18 protein-coding genes are annotated in these 16,373 nt (G+C 59.8%); 13 read left to right on the top strand and 5 right to left on the bottom strand.

The annotated features are described in order from the left end of the window. The first annotated feature begins 320 nt into the window (after positions 1-320). On the top strand, positions 321-440 hold the full coding sequence (locus tag FHN83_RS28940; RefSeq protein ID WP_405023072.1) for a hypothetical protein: 120 nt from the start codon (positions 321-323) through the stop codon (positions 438-440). Then, positions 398-1,945 carry a methyl-accepting chemotaxis protein gene (locus FHN83_RS07715; RefSeq protein ID WP_139563609.1) on the top strand — a complete coding sequence of 516 codons (1,548 nt, stop codon included), beginning with the start codon at positions 398-400 and terminating at the stop codon, positions 1,943-1,945. Before FHN83_RS28940 ends, FHN83_RS07715 begins: the two co-directional genes overlap by 43 nt. On the opposite strand, the gene fucR is transcribed toward FHN83_RS07715, so the two are convergent. Together fucR and FHN83_RS07705 are read right to left on the bottom strand one after the other, a co-directional pair. After that, on the bottom strand, positions 1,942-2,658 hold the full coding sequence (fucR, locus tag FHN83_RS07710) for an L-fucose operon activator (RefSeq protein ID WP_039031810.1): 717 nt from the start codon (positions 2,656-2,658) through the stop codon (positions 1,942-1,944). The two genes, FHN83_RS07715 and fucR, sit on opposite strands and share 4 nt — an antisense overlap. Further along, positions 2,655-3,638 carry a sensor domain-containing diguanylate cyclase gene (locus FHN83_RS07705; protein WP_039031811.1) on the bottom strand — a complete coding sequence of 328 codons (984 nt, stop codon included), beginning with the start codon at positions 3,636-3,638 and terminating at the stop codon, positions 2,655-2,657. Before FHN83_RS07705 ends, fucR begins: the two co-directional genes overlap by 4 nt. Positions 3,639-3,807: 169 nt before the next feature. On the opposite strand from FHN83_RS07705, the gene FHN83_RS07700 reads away from it, so the two are divergent. Both FHN83_RS07700 and FHN83_RS07695 read left to right on the top strand, forming a co-directional pair. Further along, entirely contained in the window at positions 3,808-4,860 is a 1,053-nt protein-coding gene (locus FHN83_RS07700; protein WP_139565428.1) for an ABC transporter substrate-binding protein, read from the top strand. Next, complete coding sequence (locus FHN83_RS07695) at positions 4,860-5,543, top strand: molybdate ABC transporter substrate-binding protein (protein WP_138370215.1); 684 nt, start codon at positions 4,860-4,862, stop codon at positions 5,541-5,543. Before FHN83_RS07700 ends, FHN83_RS07695 begins: the two co-directional genes overlap by 1 nt. Positions 5,544-5,636: 93 nt before the next feature. Here the strand turns inward: FHN83_RS07695 and yghU are convergent, their stop codons facing one another. The 3 genes from yghU to FHN83_RS07680 all read right to left on the bottom strand — a co-directional run bounded on the left by yghU (position 5,637) and on the right by FHN83_RS07680 (position 7,196). Further along, entirely contained in the window at positions 5,637-6,506 is an 870-nt protein-coding gene (yghU, locus tag FHN83_RS07690) for a glutathione-dependent disulfide-bond oxidoreductase (protein ID WP_039031813.1), read from the bottom strand. Positions 6,507-6,601: 95 nt separating this feature from the next. Continuing rightward, complete coding sequence (locus FHN83_RS07685; RefSeq protein WP_039031814.1) at positions 6,602-6,886, bottom strand: helix-turn-helix domain-containing protein; 285 nt, start codon at positions 6,884-6,886, stop codon at positions 6,602-6,604. Continuing rightward, a complete protein-coding gene (locus tag FHN83_RS07680) occupies positions 6,876-7,196 on the bottom strand; it encodes a type II toxin-antitoxin system RelE/ParE family toxin (protein ID WP_039031815.1) in 321 nt (106 codons plus the stop codon). The genes FHN83_RS07685 and FHN83_RS07680 overlap by 11 nt, the downstream gene beginning before the upstream one ends. A gap of 283 nt (positions 7,197-7,479) precedes the next feature. Here FHN83_RS07680 and FHN83_RS07675 point away from each other — a divergent pair, with 283 nt between their 5' ends. From FHN83_RS07675 to FHN83_RS07635, 9 genes are all read left to right on the top strand, one after another. Then, positions 7,480-9,069 (top strand): ABC transporter substrate-binding protein, encoded by a 1,590-nt coding sequence (locus FHN83_RS07675; protein ID WP_139563608.1) that lies wholly within the window; start codon positions 7,480-7,482, stop codon positions 9,067-9,069. A 61-nt stretch (positions 9,070-9,130) separates the two neighbouring features. Beyond that, a complete protein-coding gene (locus FHN83_RS07670; protein WP_039031817.1) occupies positions 9,131-10,084 on the top strand; it encodes an ABC transporter permease in 954 nt (317 codons plus the stop codon). Between the two features lie 6 nt (positions 10,085-10,090). Next, positions 10,091-10,936 (top strand): ABC transporter permease, encoded by an 846-nt coding sequence (locus FHN83_RS07665; protein ID WP_039031818.1) that lies wholly within the window; start codon positions 10,091-10,093, stop codon positions 10,934-10,936. After that, a complete protein-coding gene (locus tag FHN83_RS07660) occupies positions 10,929-11,906 on the top strand; it encodes an ABC transporter ATP-binding protein (RefSeq protein WP_039031819.1) in 978 nt (325 codons plus the stop codon). Before FHN83_RS07665 ends, FHN83_RS07660 begins: the two co-directional genes overlap by 8 nt. Further along, positions 11,903-12,880 carry an ABC transporter ATP-binding protein gene (locus FHN83_RS07655; protein ID WP_039031820.1) on the top strand — a complete coding sequence of 326 codons (978 nt, stop codon included), beginning with the start codon at positions 11,903-11,905 and terminating at the stop codon, positions 12,878-12,880. Before FHN83_RS07660 ends, FHN83_RS07655 begins: the two co-directional genes overlap by 4 nt. Before the next feature lie 70 nt (positions 12,881-12,950). Beyond that, positions 12,951-14,471 carry a cobyric acid synthase gene (locus tag FHN83_RS07650; RefSeq protein ID WP_139563607.1) on the top strand — a complete coding sequence of 507 codons (1,521 nt, stop codon included), beginning with the start codon at positions 12,951-12,953 and terminating at the stop codon, positions 14,469-14,471. Then, positions 14,468-15,013, top strand: coding sequence for a bifunctional adenosylcobinamide kinase/adenosylcobinamide-phosphate guanylyltransferase (cobU, locus tag FHN83_RS07645; protein WP_139563606.1), 546 nt, complete (start codon positions 14,468-14,470; stop codon positions 15,011-15,013). The genes FHN83_RS07650 and cobU overlap by 4 nt, the downstream gene beginning before the upstream one ends. After that, complete coding sequence (cobS, locus tag FHN83_RS07640) at positions 15,010-15,768, top strand: adenosylcobinamide-GDP ribazoletransferase (RefSeq protein ID WP_039031823.1); 759 nt, start codon at positions 15,010-15,012, stop codon at positions 15,766-15,768. Before cobU ends, cobS begins: the two co-directional genes overlap by 4 nt. 3 nt (positions 15,769-15,771) lie before the next feature. Further along, complete coding sequence (locus FHN83_RS07635; protein ID WP_138370209.1) at positions 15,772-16,371, top strand: adenosylcobalamin/alpha-ribazole phosphatase; 600 nt, start codon at positions 15,772-15,774, stop codon at positions 16,369-16,371. The last annotated feature ends 2 nt before the right edge of the window (positions 16,372-16,373 follow it).

Raw genomic sequence — 16,373 nt, 5'->3', positions numbered from 1 at the left:
CAAGTCATTAAGTAATCAGTTTTATAAAATTAAATGATTAATTATTTAAAATATATTCGGCTTGTGAATGTTGCAGTTTTATTAACGTACAAAAAATAAGTTTTTTTGGCAGGAGGAAGGAAAATTGTGCATCAAACAAGAATCGAGGACTAATCCTTCAGGGTTATGTGAGTAATGAACGGAGAGCCTGATTTACATTTGTAAGCTGTATGAAATCTAATATCACGTTATTTGAAGGGGTATTTGCCCGGGCGTGATTATCCTTTTCCGGCCCGGTAAACCGAAATGAAAAGTTTTATAAAATTAAACAAGAAAAGGTATTGCTTCGCATTTTGTTGCCGATAACGAGGATATTACTCGCCTCCGGGCGACATCTCCCTCAGGCAAGGAAAGAGTTATGCGCGTATTTCGTAATTTCACGATCCGCTTCGTCATGCTGACGATTCTGGGTATTTTCTGTTTAATGTGGGCGGGCGTGGGGCTGTATGGCTCCTGGGCGCTCTCCCGCGTGGCGGATGGCAACGAGGTCGATCGCCAGCTGGTCAAACAGATGACGGTGCTCAGTCAGGGCAACGATCAGTACTTCCGTTTTGTCACCCGGCTGAGCCGGGCGATGGAGACGCAGGCGGCGGGCGGTACGGCGGATCTCACCTCCGTACAGCAGGCGCTACAGACCATGAGCAACAGGCTCGATGAACTGAAAGCCATGTCGCCGGGGCCAATGGATGCAGAGATCTCCTCCCGGGTGATCGCCAGCTGGCAGGCGCTGCTGGATAACGGCGTCAAACCGCAGATGCAGCTGGCAGAGCAGGGCAACATCGAAGGCTATCGCCAGCAGGCGAACAACGTCACCCCAGCGCTAAGCCGCGCCTTTGGCGAGAGTGCCGGGCAGTTCAATAAGGCCGCCGATACCATCCTCGACCGCACCCGCGTCACGGTGGACGGCTTCACCAGCGTCACCCGCACGGTGATCATTACCGCGACGATCGTCGGCCTGCTGATCCTGCTGTTCGCCGACCGCTACCTGGTCGCCATGCTGGTGAAACCCCTTGAGCAGCTTCGCCACCATTTCCGCCAGATTGCGCAGGGCGATCTCAGCCAGCCGATCGTGCCTTTTGGTCGTAACTGCGTGGGCCAGCTGGTGCCGCTGCTGACGGCGATGCAGGACAGCCTGCGCGACGCGGTAAGCACCATCCGTAACGGCAGCGAGAACATCTGGCGCGGGGCGACGGAGATCTCCAGCGGTAACAACGATCTCTCCTCCCGTACCGAAGAGCAGGCGGCGGCGCTGGAAGAGACCGCCGCCAGCATGGAGCAGCTCACCGCCACGGTGAAGCTCAACGCGGACAACGCCCGCCAGGCGAGCGAACTGGCGGACGTGGCCTCGGCCAGCGCCAGTCGCGGCGGCGCGCTGGTGGACAACGTGGTCAACACCATGACCGGCATCTCCGTCAGCTCGAAGAAGATTGCCGAGATCACCAGCGTTATCAACAGCATCGCCTTCCAGACTAACATTCTGGCCCTCAACGCGGCGGTAGAAGCGGCGCGCGCGGGTGAGCAGGGGCGTGGCTTCGCGGTGGTGGCGGGGGAGGTGCGTAATCTCGCCAGCCGCAGCGCCAATGCGGCAAAAGAGATCGAAGGGTTGATCGCCGACTCCGTCTCCCGCGTGGAGGAGGGGGCAAAGCTGGTAAATGATACCGGCACCACCATGGAAGCGGTGCTGCGCGACATCACCGGCGTCACCACCATCATGAAGCAGATTGCCAGCGCCTCGGAAGAGCAGAGCAAGGGCATTTCCCAGGTTGGGGTGGCAATCACCCAGATGGACGGCGTGACCCAGCAGAACGCCTCGCTGGTGGAGCAGGTGTCGGCGGCGGCTTCCGCGCTGGAGCGCCAGACCGAAGAGCTGCAACGCTCGGTGCAGAAGTTCCGTCTGGCGGGCTAACGCCGGGCGAGCTGTGCGTCGCTGATCAACTGCGTCACCTGCGACAGGTGACCAATTTTCACTTCGCTGGAGCGCCGGAACTTGCTTTTGTCGATCAGCAGCAGCGATTGGCTGGCGCGGCTCAGCAGCTGCGACTTAAACCCGGCGCTGTGCGGGGTGGGATCCCACATCACACCCTGCTCATCCACCCCTTCACACGAGAAGATAAACAGGTCGATCTCCAGGGATTTCAGCTGCGTGACCAGCGCCGGATTGACATAGCAACGGTATTTGCGCTCCAGCGTCCCGCCCGAGCAGATCAGGGTGATGCGCTCGCGCTTCGCCATTTCATGGCAGATGGGCAGGCTGTTGGTGAACACCGTCAGGGCGATATCCGGCAGCTGTCGCGCCAGGTGAAAGCAGGTGGAGCTGGCATCCAGCGCCAGGGTCATCCCTTCGCTGACCCAGTCCAGCGCGTGACGGGCGATATCGGCTTTATCGGCGTAGTGGCTCTTCAGCCGCGCGCCGAAGGGCTCGCCGCCGTCGCGGTGATCCGGGTGGATCGCCCGCGCCCGCCCGTGATGCCGTACGATCTTCCCCTGCTGCTGGAGCTGGTTCAGATCGCGGCGAATCGTCTCTTTACTCACCCCAAGCCCGGCGGCCAGCGCCTCTGTCGACAGCCAGTCGGAGGCCGCCAGCAGGCGAAGGAGATCCTGATGGCGGGTGCTTTTCATGCGTCTGTTCCGCTGCGGGTGATGGAGAGCAACGTCTGGCCGATCGCCACGCCGTTCTTGCCGGTGTGCTTAATCTGATACATCGATCGGTCGGCGCGGCGCAGGGCATTGACGAAATCATCCTCCTCCTGCACGTCGTCGATCCCTACCGAGGCGCCGACCTGCGCCTGGCCGTTATCCAGCTCGAATGGGGTCAGCGCCGCCTTCAGGCAGCTGTGGGCGGTGCTGTTCACCAGCAAACTGCTGAGCGGGAAGGGCAGCAGGAGCACAAACTCATCACCCCCCAGACGCCCGACAACCGCCCCCGGCGGGCAGGCCTCGCGCAGACGCTGGCTAAGCTGGATCAGCAGCTCGTCGCCGCTGCGGTGCCCAAAGGTGTCGTTAACCGTTTTAAAGTCATCCAGATCGATAAAGGCGATGCAGAGCGGCCCCTGGGCTTTGAGCTGGGCGAAGTGCTTGATCAGGGCGTGGCGGTTGGCAAGGCCGGTGAGCGGATCGTGATTCGCCAGCTGGGCCAGCTGCTCCTCGTACTGCTTCTCTTTGGTCATGTCGATATGGGTGCCGGTCACCTTCAGGGGGTTGCCGTGTTCATCCCGGTCGGTGACCCGACCCCGGTCCAGCACCCAGGTGACGGTGCCGTTTTTGTGCTGCATGCGGTGCAGCGCTTCATAGAAGGGTGTTTTGCCGTGCAGGTGATCGTAGAACGCATCCAGCACGTTCTGCCTGTCATCCGGATGCAGATGCTCACGCCAGATCTCAAACTGCGCGTTCAGCTCCTTGGGCTGATAGCCCAGCATCGAACCCCAGCGGCGGTTATAGATGATCAGCTTCCCGGTAGGGACGTCGAGCTGCCATAAACAGAGACCGGTTCCGTCGAGCGCAGCACTGAGCTTGTTGCGGGCGTCACGCGCCAGCCTGGCAAGCCGGGCATTATGCTTTTTGAGATTCTGAATCTGCTGTTTCAGCGCCTTTTCTGACATACCCGGATTCTTCAGGAAATAAGAACGATTCTTGCCATTTACCCGGCGCTTGTAAATATGATGTTGAAAAAAGAGGAGGATTTGCGTTAAGGATTTTTACCCCTAAAGGAGGCGCGACGTCATAACCTCATCGCTGTATAATAATATATATAACGAATGTGAGGACATGATGAAACAACGATTCTGGCAAGCATTAACCCTGTGTGCAGTGGCTTTACTCCCTCTCTCTTCCCGGGCTTCCCGCCTGATTACCGACCAGATTGGCCGTCAGGTGACCGTCCCGGACGCCGTCTCCAGGGTAGTGGTGCTCCAGCATCAGACCCTGAACTTGCTGGTGCAAATGAACGCCACCGACAAAATCGTCGGCGTGATGGCGAACTGGAAACAGCAGCTGGGCGAGGGGTACGCCCGTCTGGCCCCGGAGCTGAGCCAGAAAGCGGCGCTTGGGGATCTCACCCACGTCGACCCGGAAAAGCTGGTGGCCCTGAAGCCGGACGTGGTGTTTGTCACCAACTACGCGCCGCAGGAGATGATCGACAAGATCAGCAGCCTTGGCATTCCGGTGGTTGCCATCTCCCTGCGTCACGATGCCGCGGGTGAAAAAGCGAAGATGAACCCGACGATGGCCGACGAAGAGCAGGCGTACGATCTGGGGCTGCGCGAAGGGATCACCCTGATCGGCGAGATCGTCAATAAACAACCGGAAGCGAAAGCGCTGATCGAGGCCACGGACAAAGGCCGCGACATGGTCAGCGACCGCCTGAAAGATATCCCGGCGGAAAAACGCGTTCGCGCGTACATGGCTAACCCGGAACTCACCACCTACGGCTCCGGGAAATACACCGAGCTGATGATGGCCCACGCGGGGGCGGTTAACGTGGCGGCGGCGACCATTCAGGGATTCAAAACCGTGGCGATGGAGCAGGTGATCGCCTGGAATCCGCAGGTGATCTTCGTTCAGGACCGCTACCCTTCGGTGGTCAATGAGATCAAAACCGGTGCCCAATGGCGGACCATCGACGCGGTGAAAAATCAGCGCGTCTACCTGATGCCGGACTACGCCAAAGCCTGGGGCTATCCGATGCCGGAGGCGATGGGCATTGGCGAGCTGTGGATGGCGAAAAAGCTCTACCCGGAGAAATTTAAGGACGTGGATATGCGCAAGGTCGCCAACGACTGGTATCAGCGTTTCTATCGCACCAGTTATCAGGGGATCGACTGATGCGGGTCCTGGCGGCGGGCAGCCTGCGGATGGTATGGCCGCAGCTAATGGCGCACTTCCCGCAACCGGTGGAAACGCAGTTCGGCCCGGCCGGGCTGTTACGGGAGCGTATAGAAGCAGGCGAGGCCTGCGATCTCTTTGCCTCGGCCAATCTGGCCCACCCGCAGGCGCTGCTGGCGGCCGGGTTGGCGCAGTCCGTGGTGCCGTTTGCCAGCAATATGCTCTGCCTGACCGTGCGTAGCGATGTGCTGCGCGACAGCGATGACTGGCGCTCGGTGTTATCCCGGGATGACCTGCGTATTGCCACCTCGACGGCGGGAGCCGATCCCTCCGGGGATTACACCCAGACGCTCTTTACCCGGATGGGTGACGCGGGCGAGGCGGTAAGGCGAAGGGCGAGGGCGCTGGTGGGGGGACGAGACTCGACACCTGTTCCGGCGGGCAGGCTGGCGGCAGAGTGGATTATCCTGGGCGGGCAGGCGGAGATATTTATCGGCTACGCCAGCTACGCGGCAGCATTGCGGAAGGTCGCAGGGCTGACGGTCCTCGACATCCCGGCCCTCTTTAATCCGCGTGCGGAGTATGCGTGCGCAGTGATAACGCCGCAGGGGCAGGGGCTGGCGGGTTTTTTACAGTCGGATGAGTCAAAAGCGATACTGCATCAGGCGGGGTTCGGTGGGTAATTCTGCCGGGTGGCGCTGCGCTTACCCGGCCTACGGTTTTCACCCTCTCCCTGTGGGAGAGGGCCGGGGTGAGGGCATCAGGCCGCAACGATCTTAACCCTGTCGTTTATCCTCGGTACTGGTCTCAAAATCGCTCGCCGAGTGGCGCTCGTGAAGCTGCTCGTTCAGCTCCCCGTTGGTGCGGTTGACGATACGCCCGCGCTTCACCGCCGGACGGCTGGCGATATCCTTCGCCCAGCGCTGAACGTTCTTGTAGCTCTCTGCATCCAGGAACTCCGCCGCGCCGTAGACCTGTCCCAGCGCCACGCTGCCAAACCACGGCCAGATGGCGATATCGGCGATAGTGTACTCCTCGCCCGCCACGTAACGACCCCGCGCCAGCTGTTTATCCAGCACGTCGAACAGGCGTTTGGCTTCCATGGTGAAGCGGTCAATCGCGTACTCAATTTTCACCGGCGCATAATGATAGAAGTGGCCGAAACCGCCGCCGAGGAACGGGGCGGAGCCCTGCAGCCAGAACAGCCAGTTCAGGGTTTCAACCCGTCCAGCCGGATCTTTTGGCAGGAAGTGACCGAATTTCTCCGCCAGATAGAGCAGGATATTGCCGGACTCAAACACGCGGGTTGGCGGCGTGGTGGAGTGGTCGCGCAGGGCCGGAATTTTGGAGTTCGGGTTCACGTCAACAAACCCGCTGGAGAACTGATCCCCCTCGCCGATACGGATCAGCCATGCGTCGTATTCTGCGCCGGTGACGCCCGCCGCCAGCAGCTCTTCCAGCAGAATGGTTACCTTCTGGCCGTTCGGCGTGCCCAGGGAGTAAAGCTGCAGCGGATGCGAACCGACCGGCAGCTCTTTGTCATGCGTGGCGCCCGAGATGGGGCGGTTGATGCTGGCGAACGCGCCGCCGTTGGGGTTCTGCTTCCATTCCCAGACTTTCGCTGGCTGGTAGTTATTGTCGGACATGTTGACCTGCCTTTTTGCGGATGTGTTGAGGCAGTTTAGCAGGAGTTCCGTGAACGGTTTAACGAACTGAGCGCATAAGGTTATGCGCTCAATATCTAACCAAGCGACAGTTTTAGATGCATTCCACAAGCTTCTGCGTATCGAAGCAGGGTTGAAAGACTTGCGCTTGAAACATTTCGCTCCAGGCGGCTCACGGCGGGTTGGCTGACACCCATACGCGCTGCAATCTCTGTACTGGTCAGCCCTGATTTAGACTTCATTTCGATCAAAACCGCACGGAGTTCTTCTTCCTGGGTTTCCTCGTCATAGGCTTTTTTAACCTCAGGATTAGCGAGCGCTTTCGCCTTAACATCTGCAAACCTGGTACCTTTAATCGCCATCTTTCATATCCTCCCATCTTGACTTAGCCAGGGCTATTTCAGCTTTCGGGGTCTTAGGGGTTTTCTTTATAAACGTTCTTAAAATATAGATCTTACGTCCCTTCGCGTAAGCAAAAAACGTTCTGGTCAGATCTTTTCTGCCAACCCGCAACTCAAACAATCCACCATCAATGGTGTCCGTATCGGGGTATCGTAGCTCGTGTCCTTTAGCTTCAAGCTTCTCAAGTCCTTTAAGAGCTTTTGCCTGCATTACAGGTTCGAGATCATAAATTTCGCTTTCAGCCTCAGGGTGAAAAATCAATTCATACATGATCAAGCCCCTGATGAAAACGTCATCATAACCTATATGTTATAATAACTCAAAAGTTATAATTCGTGACATTCCGTGAACGGTTTAACGAACTGAGCGCATAAGCATATGCACTATTCCTTCTGGCGCTTATATATATAAATTCCGCATAAGCTTAATCGAAAATCGCATTTTCATTGTTAATGCGAAAGCGGCGGAAGCTGAATATGATGCGCAAACAGATATCTGTGAAAAATAAAAATGAGCAGTTAAAAAAACTTTCAAGGCAAGGAGTTAGTGAGATATGCGTAAGCCATTAGTATCTGCTGTTCTGGTCGCCCTGGCGCTGGTCGCCGCAGGCTGTGATGATGCCAAAAATAAAGAGACCGCGTCGGCGCCAGCCGCCAAAAGCGATGCGCCGAAAGAGGGCGGTTCCCTGATTATCGGCATCACCTCCGGCGACCCGTTAGCGGTGAACCCGCTGTATGCCAGCGACCGTACCACCCTGACGATCATGCAGGCGCTATACTCCCCGCTCTACAGCTTTAACGATGGCAAAATCGAATGGGGTCTCGCCGAAAGCCTGACGCCATCCGCCGATAACCTCAGCTATACCCTGACCTTAAAACCGAATCTGAAGTGGCAGGACGGCCAGCCGCTGACCGCCGACGACGTGGTATTCACCTTTAATAAGCTGCTGGAAGAGAAGCAGCATAGCTTCTTCCGCAGCATGTTCACCTTCGGCGGCAAGCCGGTGGCGGTGAGCAAGGTGGACGATCGCACCGTGAAATTCACCCTGCCGCAGGTGAGCGCCGCCTTTACCGGCACCCTGGTGCAGATCTACCCGATCCCGCAGCACGTTTTTGCTAATGAAGCGGATCTGGAAAAGAGCACCAAAAACGATGCGCCGGTCGGTTCCGGTCCGTTCAAATTTAAAGAGTACCGTGCCGGGCAGTACTACGCCCTGACCCGCTTCGACGATTACTGGAACGGCAAGGCGAAGCTCGACTCCGTGACCTACCGTTTCGCCAAAGACAGCAACTCCGCCAACCTCGCCCTGCAGAACGGCGAGATCAACCTCAAGATGGTCGATCCGCAGGACGTGTCGCGCCTGAAGAACACCGGCAAGTTTGACTTCGTGGTCTACCCGGAAGGGCGTCTGGCCTATATGACCTTCAACCAGAACGTACCGGTGATGAAGAGCAAGGAGCTGCGCCAGGCCATCGCTTACGCCATCAATAAAGATGAGCTGACCCAGACCGCGTTCACCTCGCTGGACTACGCTAAACCGGCCACCTCGTTCCTGACCCCGGATACGCTCTACCAGACTGACGACGTCGAGCAGTACAAATTCAACCAGCAGAAAGCCAAAGATCTGCTGAAAGCCTCCGGCGCGCCGGAGAACCTCAAGCTGCGTCTGGCTTATGTGAACACCAACAAAACCCAGGAGAGCCAGGCGCTCTACATTCAGCAGGCTCTGAAGGGAATTGGAGTTAACGTCGAGCTGATGCCGCTGGACTCCAACGCCATGTCCCAGCGCAGCCTGGATATGAACAACACCGCCTGGGAGCTGAACCTCGGCGGCTACATCATGGGTGCCGAGCCGGATGGCTACAAATCGCTGTTTATGAGCAACGAAGCCTACAACTACGCCCACTACAAGAACCCGCAGTTCGATGCCCTGTGGGATAAAGGGGCGGTGGAAACCGACAGCGGCAAACGGGCGGCGATCTACAAGCAGATCCAGCAGACCGTGGCCAACGACATGACCTACTACCCGATCGCCTACACCAACGCCACCGTCGCGGTGGATAAACGCTTCGGCGGCACCAAAGAGGCGGAGCCGAAGCCGGTGTATATGTTCCAGGATCTGTCGAAAATCTATCAAAAATAAGCTGTTGCCCCGGTCGGAAGATCGGGGCTTTTTGTTGGGTAAGTCGTTGTAAGGGCATGTCGTGAACACATTACTCACGCGTCGGTTGCTGCAACTTGTGCCGATGCTGTTCTTTATCTCGCTGGTGGCGTTCCTGCTGGTCAAGCTCGCCCCCGGCGATCCGGTAGCGGCCTATATCACACCGCGCATGGCACCCGAAGATATCGAGCGAATCCGCCAGAGTCTGGGGCTGGATAAGCCGCTGGTGACGCAATATTTTCTGTGGCTGAAAAACATTCTGCAGGGCGATCTCGGCTATTCGCTGATCTACCACCGCCCGGTGCTGACGATGATTGCCGAGCGTATTCCGGCGACCCTTGGGCTGATGGGGGCCTCGCTGCTGATGGCGATAATCCTCGCTATTCCGCTGGGTCTGCTGGCAGGCGCCTTTAAGCACCGCTGGCTGGATCATGTTCTGAACCTGTTCGCCTATATTGGCATTTCGGTGCCGATCTTCTGGTTTGGTATTCTGCTGATCACCGTCTTTGCCGTGCAGCTCAACTGGTTCCCCAGCATGGGGATGCGCACCATCGGCATGGAGGATAACTGGCTGGACGTGGTGCGCCACGGCGTGCTGCCGTGCATCGCGCTCACCTTCTATAACCTCTCCAGCTACGTGCGCTACATCCGCTCCAACACCATCTCCCAGCTCTCCGCCGACTACGTGCAGACCCAGCTGGCCTATGGGGCCACGCGCACCAGCATCCTGTTCCGCCACGTGCTGAAAAACGTGCTGCTGCCGGTGATCACCCTGTTCGGCCTGTCGTTTGGCGAGCTGGTGGTGGGAGCCTACGTCACCGAAAGCGTCTTCTCGTGGCCGGGCATGGGGCTGCTGGGGATCCAGTCGATCACCTCCCTCGACTACCCGCTGATCATGGCCATCATCATGCTGTCATCGCTGATGCTGATCGTCGGTAACCTGATCGCCGATGTGCTCTATCGCTTCGCCGATCCCCGTATTCGCACCCTGAGGTAACCCCGGATGAGCAGACGCTGGCAACAGGTTCGACACCAGCTGCGCCGCAATCGTCCGGCGCAGTTCTCTCTGTTTGTGCTCTTTATTTTTATCGTCGCCGCGCTCTGTGCGGGCTTAAGCCCTTACGATCCGGACCAGATGGCGCTCGGCGCACGAACGTTGCCACCGGATGGTGCCCACTGGTTCGGCACCGACGAGTACGGACGCGACTACTTCACCCGCGCCCTCTACGGCGGGCAGATTTCGCTGATGGTGGGCTGTCTGGCGATGGTCTTCTCCACCCTGATCGGCACGCTTGTTGGCACCCTGAGCGGCTACTTCGGCGGCTGGCTGGATAACCTGATGATGCGCGCGGTGGATATCCTGATGGCGATCCCGGCCTTCTTTCTGCTGCTGGTGCTCAACGCCTACCTGAAGCCCGGCGTGGATAACATCATCATGATCATCAGCCTGCTGACGTGGATGAACATGTCCCGGCTGGTGCGGGCCGAAACCCTGTCGGTTAAGGAGCGCGAGTATGTGCTCTACGCCCGCGCCTCGGGGGAACACCCGCTGCGGATCATCCTGCGCCACATCATCCCCGGCGTGCTGCCGACCATTATCGTCGCCGCCACGCTGAATATCGCCTCGGCCATTCTGATGGAGTCGACCCTCAGCTTTCTCGGCCTTGGCGTGCAGGCGCCTGCCGCGTCCTGGGGCAGCATGCTTAACAACGCCCAGTCGTATATCGGCGAGGCCTCCTGGCTGGCGATGTTCCCGGGCATTCTGATCCTGCTGACGGTGTTCAGCTTTAACGTGTTGGGCGACGTGTTCCGCACCGCCTTTGAGCCGGGAGCGAACCGTGATGAGTAACTTACTCGAACTCGATAACCTGCAAACCACCTTCCGCACCCGCGATGGCGATGTCCACGCGGTGCGCGGGGTGAGCTTCCACGTGAAGCCGGGCGAGCTGGTGGGCATTGTGGGCGAATCCGGCTGCGGTAAAAGCGTCACCTGCAAGTCGATCATTCAGCTTCTGGGCAGCAACGGGCGCATTACCGGCGGGCAGATCCGCTTTAACAATGACGATCTGGCGCAGAAAACCCCGGAGCAGATGCGTGCGATCCGTGGGAACCAGATCGCGATGATTTTCCAGGATCCGATGACCGCCCTTAACCCGGTGGTGACCATCGGCAGGCAGATGTCCGAGATCCTGATGCGCAATAAAGGCTTAAATAAGAGAGCGGCGAAGGCGGCGAGTATCGCCATGCTGGAGCAGGTGGGCATCGCCGAAGCGGAGCGCCGCTACGGACAATATCCCCACGAGTTCAGCGGCGGCATGCGCCAGCGGGTGATGATCGCTATCGCGCTCTCGTGCGATCCGCAACTGCTGATCGCCGATGAGCCTACCACCGCGCTGGATGTCACTATTCAGGCGCAGATCCTGCGTCTGCTGAAGAGCCTGCAGCAGAAAACCCACACCGCTATCCTGCTGATCACCCACGATCTGGGCGTGGTGGCGCAGGTGTGCAGCCGCGTAGTGGTAATGTACGGCGGGCTGGTGATGGAGGAGGGCAGCGTGGAGGATATCTTTTATCGCCCGGCGCATCCCTATACTCAGGGTTTGCTGGCATCGCTGCCGCACCCGGAGCAGACCAGCCATCGCCTGTCGCCCATTGAAGGCTCGCCGCCGGGGCTGCTGGATCCGCCTCCCGGCTGCCCGTTTGCCGAACGCTGTCCGAAGCGGATGCCCCAGTGCGAGCGTCAGCCCCCGTTTTATCGCCCCGATCCGGGGCATCGCGCCGCCTGCTGGCTGCTGGCCGATAAGGAGGTTCAGCCATGAGTGAACAACACGCCCCGCTGGTGAGCGTGCGGGATCTGCATAAACACTTCACCCTCAACGGCGGTCTGCTGCGCAAAGGGGTGGCGGTGAAAGCGGTGGATGGCGTCAGCTTTGATATTCAGCCGGGCGAGACCTTTGGCCTGGTGGGGGAGTCCGGCTGCGGTAAATCGACCCTCGGGCGCGCCATTCTGCGGCTGTTTGATATCACCTCCGGCGAGATCCACTTTGCCGGGCAGGAGATTGCCAGGGCCAGCGAAAAGCAGCTCAAGCCGCTGCGCAAGCGGATGCAGGCGATCTTCCAGGATCCGTACTCCTCGCTGAACCCGGGGATGACGGTGCAGCAGCTGGTGGCGGAGCCGATGCAGATCCACGGCTACAGCCGGGAGGAGCAGCGGGAGCGTACCGAAACCCTGCTCTATAAAGTGGGGCTCAAGCAGGAACATTTGCAGCGTTTCCCGCACGAGTTCAGCGGCGGCCAGCGCCAGCGGATCAGCATCGCCCGCGCCCTGTCGGTGCGCCCGGAGTTTGTGCTGTGCGATGAGCCGCTGTCGGCGCTGGATGTTTCCGTGCAGGCCCAGGTGGTGAACATTTTGCAGGATCTGCAGCAGGAGCTGGGGCTGACCTACCTGTTTATCGCCCACGACCTGTCGATGGTGCGGCATATCTCGACCCGCATCGGGGTGATGTATCTCGGCAAGCTGGTGGAGGTGGCACCCGCGAACGCGTTGTATCAACATCCGGCGCACCCCTATACCCGGGCGCTGCTGGCCTCGGTGCCGCAGCCCGATCCCCGCATTCGTAACCTTGAGCAGGCGACATTGCGCGGGGAGATCCCCGGCCCAACCTCGGTGCTCCCCGGATGTAAGTTTTGCAGCCGATGCCCGCACGTGATGCCGGTATGTCGCCGTGAAGTGCCCGCGATGCAGGAGATCGCCCCCGGCCATTTCGCGGCCTGTTGGTTGTTTAAGGTGTGAGCCCGCGCCGTGAAACAGTATGCCGATTCGCACGCGTCGCGCTATCGAGGCTTTATAAACAGGAGAGTGCATGACTCAGGCAATAATGCTGCAGGGAACCGCGTCCGACGTGGGTAAAAGCGTGCTGGCCGCGGGCCTGTGCCGCATTTTTTATCAGGATGGCTGGCGCACTGCCCCCTTTAAATCGCAAAACATGGCGCTCAACTCCGGGATCACCCCGGACGGCAAAGAGATGGGCCGGGCGCAGATCATGCAGGCCGAAGCCGCCGGGATTGTGCCGGATGTGCGCATGAACCCCGTTCTGCTCAAACCCGCCGCGGGCAGTCAGGCCCAGGTGGTGCTGATGGGCGAGGTGGCAAGCAATATGGATGCCGCCCGCTATCACGACTTCAAGCCGCGTCTGCGCGAGCAGATCGCCGGGGTGTATCAGAGCCTGGCGCAGGAGTATGACATCCTGGTGCTGGAAGGGGCCGGGAGCCCGGCGGAGATCAACCTGCGCGATCGGGATATCGCCAACATGGGAATGGCGGAACTCGCCGGATGCCCGGTGATCCTGGTGGCCGATATCGATCGCGGCGGGGTGTTTGCCGCCATCTACGGCACCCTGGCGCTGTTGCAGGATCACGAGCGCTGGCGGGTCAAAGGGGTCATCATCAACAAATTTCGCGGCGATGTGGCGCTCCTTTATTCCGGGTTACAGCAGATTGAGTCCCTCACCGGCGTACCGGTGCTGGGGGTGATGCCGTGGCTGGATCTCGACCTGGAAGAGGAGGACGGCGTGGCTCTCCAGCGGGGCAGCGCGCGCCAGTCCCAGGATCGCGATATCGACATCGTGGTGGTGCACTTACCCCATATCGCCAACTTCACCGATTTTAATGCGCTGTCAGCGCAGCCGGATGTGCGGGTGCGCTACGTCAGCCAGCCTGAAGAACTGGCGGGCGCCGACCTGCTGATCCTGCCCGGGAGCAAAAACACCCTTCACGATCTGAACTGGCTGCGCGAAAGCGCCATGGCCCACGCCCTGCTGCAACGACACCGCGACGGCGTGCCGCTGCTGGGTATCTGCGGCGGGTATCAGATGCTGGGCGATACCCTGATTGACGAAATCGAATCCGGCCTCGGGCGCATGCCGGGGCTGGGGCTGCTCAATACCGTCACCCGGTTTGCCCCGCATAAAACCACCACCCAGGTCAGCGCGCAAATGGCCGCAACGCTGCCGGGCTGGCTGGCACCGCTTGCCGGGATGACGCTTCAGGGTTACGAGATCCACATGGGGCAAACCACGCTGGCCGAGGGCGCGCAACCGGCGCTGTGGCTGCAAAAAGAGGGGGCGGTGGCCGACGGCGCCGTGAGCGACGACGGGCTGGTGTGGGGCACCTATCTGCACGGCCTGTTCGACAACGATACGTTCACCCGCGTGCTGGTGGACAGCCTGCGGGCACGGAAGGGGTTACTTCCTCTTGGATCCGCGCCACAATACGCCAGCTATAAAGCACTGCAGTTTGACCGGCTGGCGCAGACCATGCGCCAGCACATTGATATGGCGAGGATTTATCAGATCATGCTTGAGCATCAGGAGTGCAGGGAATGATTGTTGTGACCGGTGGGGCGCGCAGCGGTAAGAGCGCCCACGTTGAGGGGCTGGTCGCCCGCCAGTATTCACAGGTGTTATATATCGCCACCTCCACCGTTACCGATGATGAAATGGCGGCGCGTATCGCCCGGCATCGCGCCCAGCGGCCAGCCCACTGGCGCACGCTGGAGTGTTATCGCGATCTGGATGCGGTTATCCGCCAGCAGGTGCAGCCGGGCGAAGCGGTGGTGATCGAGTGCATCACCACCCTGCTGGCGAACCTGCTGTACGACGCTTCCGGCGGAGCCGATCCCGATACGCTGGATTTTGACGCGCTGGAGAAGGGGTTGCAGCAGCAGATCGACGCCCTGATTACCGCCTGCCAGCAAACCCGCGCCCCGGTCTATATCGTCACTAACGAACTGGGGATGAGCATCACCCCGGAAAACCGTCTGGCGCGGCATTTTGTCGACATCGCCGGACGAGCGAATCAAAAACTGGCCCGGGCGGCAGAAGAGGTCTGGCTGGTGGTCTCAGGGATTGGAGTGAAAATCAAATGAACTTAGCGATGCTATGGGCGACGCTGCGCCTGATGTCACGTATTCCGGTGCCGGAAAAATGGGCCGACGGGGTGGAGTTTCGCCAGCTTGCCCGTGGGGTGCCGTGGTTTGTGCTGATTGGCGCCATCATTGGCGTGCTGGCCGGGCTGGTGGCGGTGGTGGTGAACCAGACCGGGGGCGGTATCTACATCGCTGCCGCGGCATACGTGCTGGCGCTGGTGCTGCTGACCGGCGGGTTCCATCTGGACGGGCTGGCCGATACCTGCGACGGCATCTTCTCCGCCCGCACCCGGGAGCGGATGCTCGAGATCATGAAGGACAGTCGGCTCGGCACCTTTGGCGGCCTGGCGCTGGTCTTCTCCATTCTGATTAAGGTCTGCGCGGTCTTTACCCTGGCGCAGCTTCCGCTGAAGGAGTGGTTCTCGCTGCTGGTGTGCGCCCCCATTGCCGGGCGCGCCGTGCTGGTGCTGGGGATGTACGGCCAGCGCTACGCCCGCGAGGGGGAAGGGATGGGCAGTCTCTATATCGGCCAGGTGGGCTTGCGAAAAACGGCGCTCACGCTGCTGGCCGGGGCAATCGCCGTGGGGCTGATCGCCGGCATCCACGGGCTGGCGGCCATCCTGGTCACTTATGTCGTGAGCTACGCGCTGGTGCACTCTATCCGCCGTCGTCTGGGCGGGCAGACCGGGGATACGCTGGGTGCGCTGGCAGAGACCGCCGAGATGGTGTTTCTGCTGGCCTTACTGTGGGTGTAACGCATGCGAATTTTTCTGGTTCGTCACGGGCAGACCGCCGCTAACGCAAGCGGCCTGTTCTACGGCAGCACCGATGTTCCCCTGACCCCGCTCGGCATTGAGCAGAGCACCCGCGTGGCCGGTTTGCTGGCGGAAGTCGCTTTCAGCCAGGTGCTTTCCAGCCAGCTCACGCGCGCCCAGCAGACCGCCGAGCTGATCGTCCCCATCACCGGGTTCGATCCCCGGCTGAACGAGATGGATTTTGGCCGCTGGGAGATGCGCCATTTCAGCGACATCGCCGAAGAGGAGCCGGAGGCCTGGCAGCGCTGGATAGATGACTGGCAAAACGCCACTCCGACCGAGGGTGAGCCGTTTATCCACTTTGCCGAACGGGTGAAGGCGGTGGCGGAAGAGTTAGCCCTGCGCAGGGAGCCGGGGGATATGCTGATCGTGGCGCATCAGGGGGTGCTCAGCCTGCTGCTGGCCCACTGGTTACGCATGCCGACAGAATCGTTATGGCATTTCCCGTTTAAGCAGGATGCGTACACGATGGTAGAAAATCGCGACGGGTTTATGGTGTTACGTGTTTTTAACGACCGCAGCCCTTTCCAGGCAGAAGAATGAGA

Source organism: Leclercia adecarboxylata (genome assembly GCF_006171285.1).
Classification (GTDB): Bacteria; Pseudomonadota; Gammaproteobacteria; order Enterobacterales; family Enterobacteriaceae; genus Enterobacter; species Enterobacter barmai.
The sequence above is the reverse complement of the archived record's forward strand: the minus strand, read 5'-3'. Positions and strand labels throughout refer to the sequence as shown.

Coding starts and splice junctions, on each gene's coding strand:
- FHN83_RS07715 (WP_139563609.1), top strand. CDS start 398: ATGCGCGTATTTCGTAATTTCACGATCCGCTTCGTCATGCTGACGATT.
- yghU (WP_039031813.1), bottom strand. CDS start 6,506: ATGTCCGACAATAACTACCAGCCAGCGAAAGTCTGGGAATGGAAGCAG.
- FHN83_RS07655 (WP_039031820.1), top strand. CDS start 11,903: ATGAGTGAACAACACGCCCCGCTGGTGAGCGTGCGGGATCTGCATAAA.
- FHN83_RS07660 (WP_039031819.1), top strand. CDS start 10,929: ATGAGTAACTTACTCGAACTCGATAACCTGCAAACCACCTTCCGCACC.
- FHN83_RS07650 (WP_139563607.1), top strand. CDS start 12,951: ATGACTCAGGCAATAATGCTGCAGGGAACCGCGTCCGACGTGGGTAAA.
- FHN83_RS07675 (WP_139563608.1), top strand. CDS start 7,480: ATGCGTAAGCCATTAGTATCTGCTGTTCTGGTCGCCCTGGCGCTGGTC.
- fucR (WP_039031810.1), bottom strand. CDS start 2,658: ATGAAAAGCACCCGCCATCAGGATCTCCTTCGCCTGCTGGCGGCCTCC.
- FHN83_RS07685 (WP_039031814.1), bottom strand. CDS start 6,886: ATGGCGATTAAAGGTACCAGGTTTGCAGATGTTAAGGCGAAAGCGCTC.
- cobS (WP_039031823.1), top strand. CDS start 15,010: ATGAACTTAGCGATGCTATGGGCGACGCTGCGCCTGATGTCACGTATT.
- FHN83_RS07665 (WP_039031818.1), top strand. CDS start 10,091: ATGAGCAGACGCTGGCAACAGGTTCGACACCAGCTGCGCCGCAATCGT.
- FHN83_RS07695 (WP_138370215.1), top strand. CDS start 4,860: ATGCGGGTCCTGGCGGCGGGCAGCCTGCGGATGGTATGGCCGCAGCTA.
- cobU (WP_139563606.1), top strand. CDS start 14,468: ATGATTGTTGTGACCGGTGGGGCGCGCAGCGGTAAGAGCGCCCACGTT.
- FHN83_RS07700 (WP_139565428.1), top strand. CDS start 3,808: ATGAAACAACGATTCTGGCAAGCATTAACCCTGTGTGCAGTGGCTTTA.
- FHN83_RS07705 (WP_039031811.1), bottom strand. CDS start 3,638: ATGTCAGAAAAGGCGCTGAAACAGCAGATTCAGAATCTCAAAAAGCAT.
- FHN83_RS07680 (WP_039031815.1), bottom strand. CDS start 7,196: ATGTATGAATTGATTTTTCACCCTGAGGCTGAAAGCGAAATTTATGAT.
- FHN83_RS07635 (WP_138370209.1), top strand. CDS start 15,772: ATGCGAATTTTTCTGGTTCGTCACGGGCAGACCGCCGCTAACGCAAGC.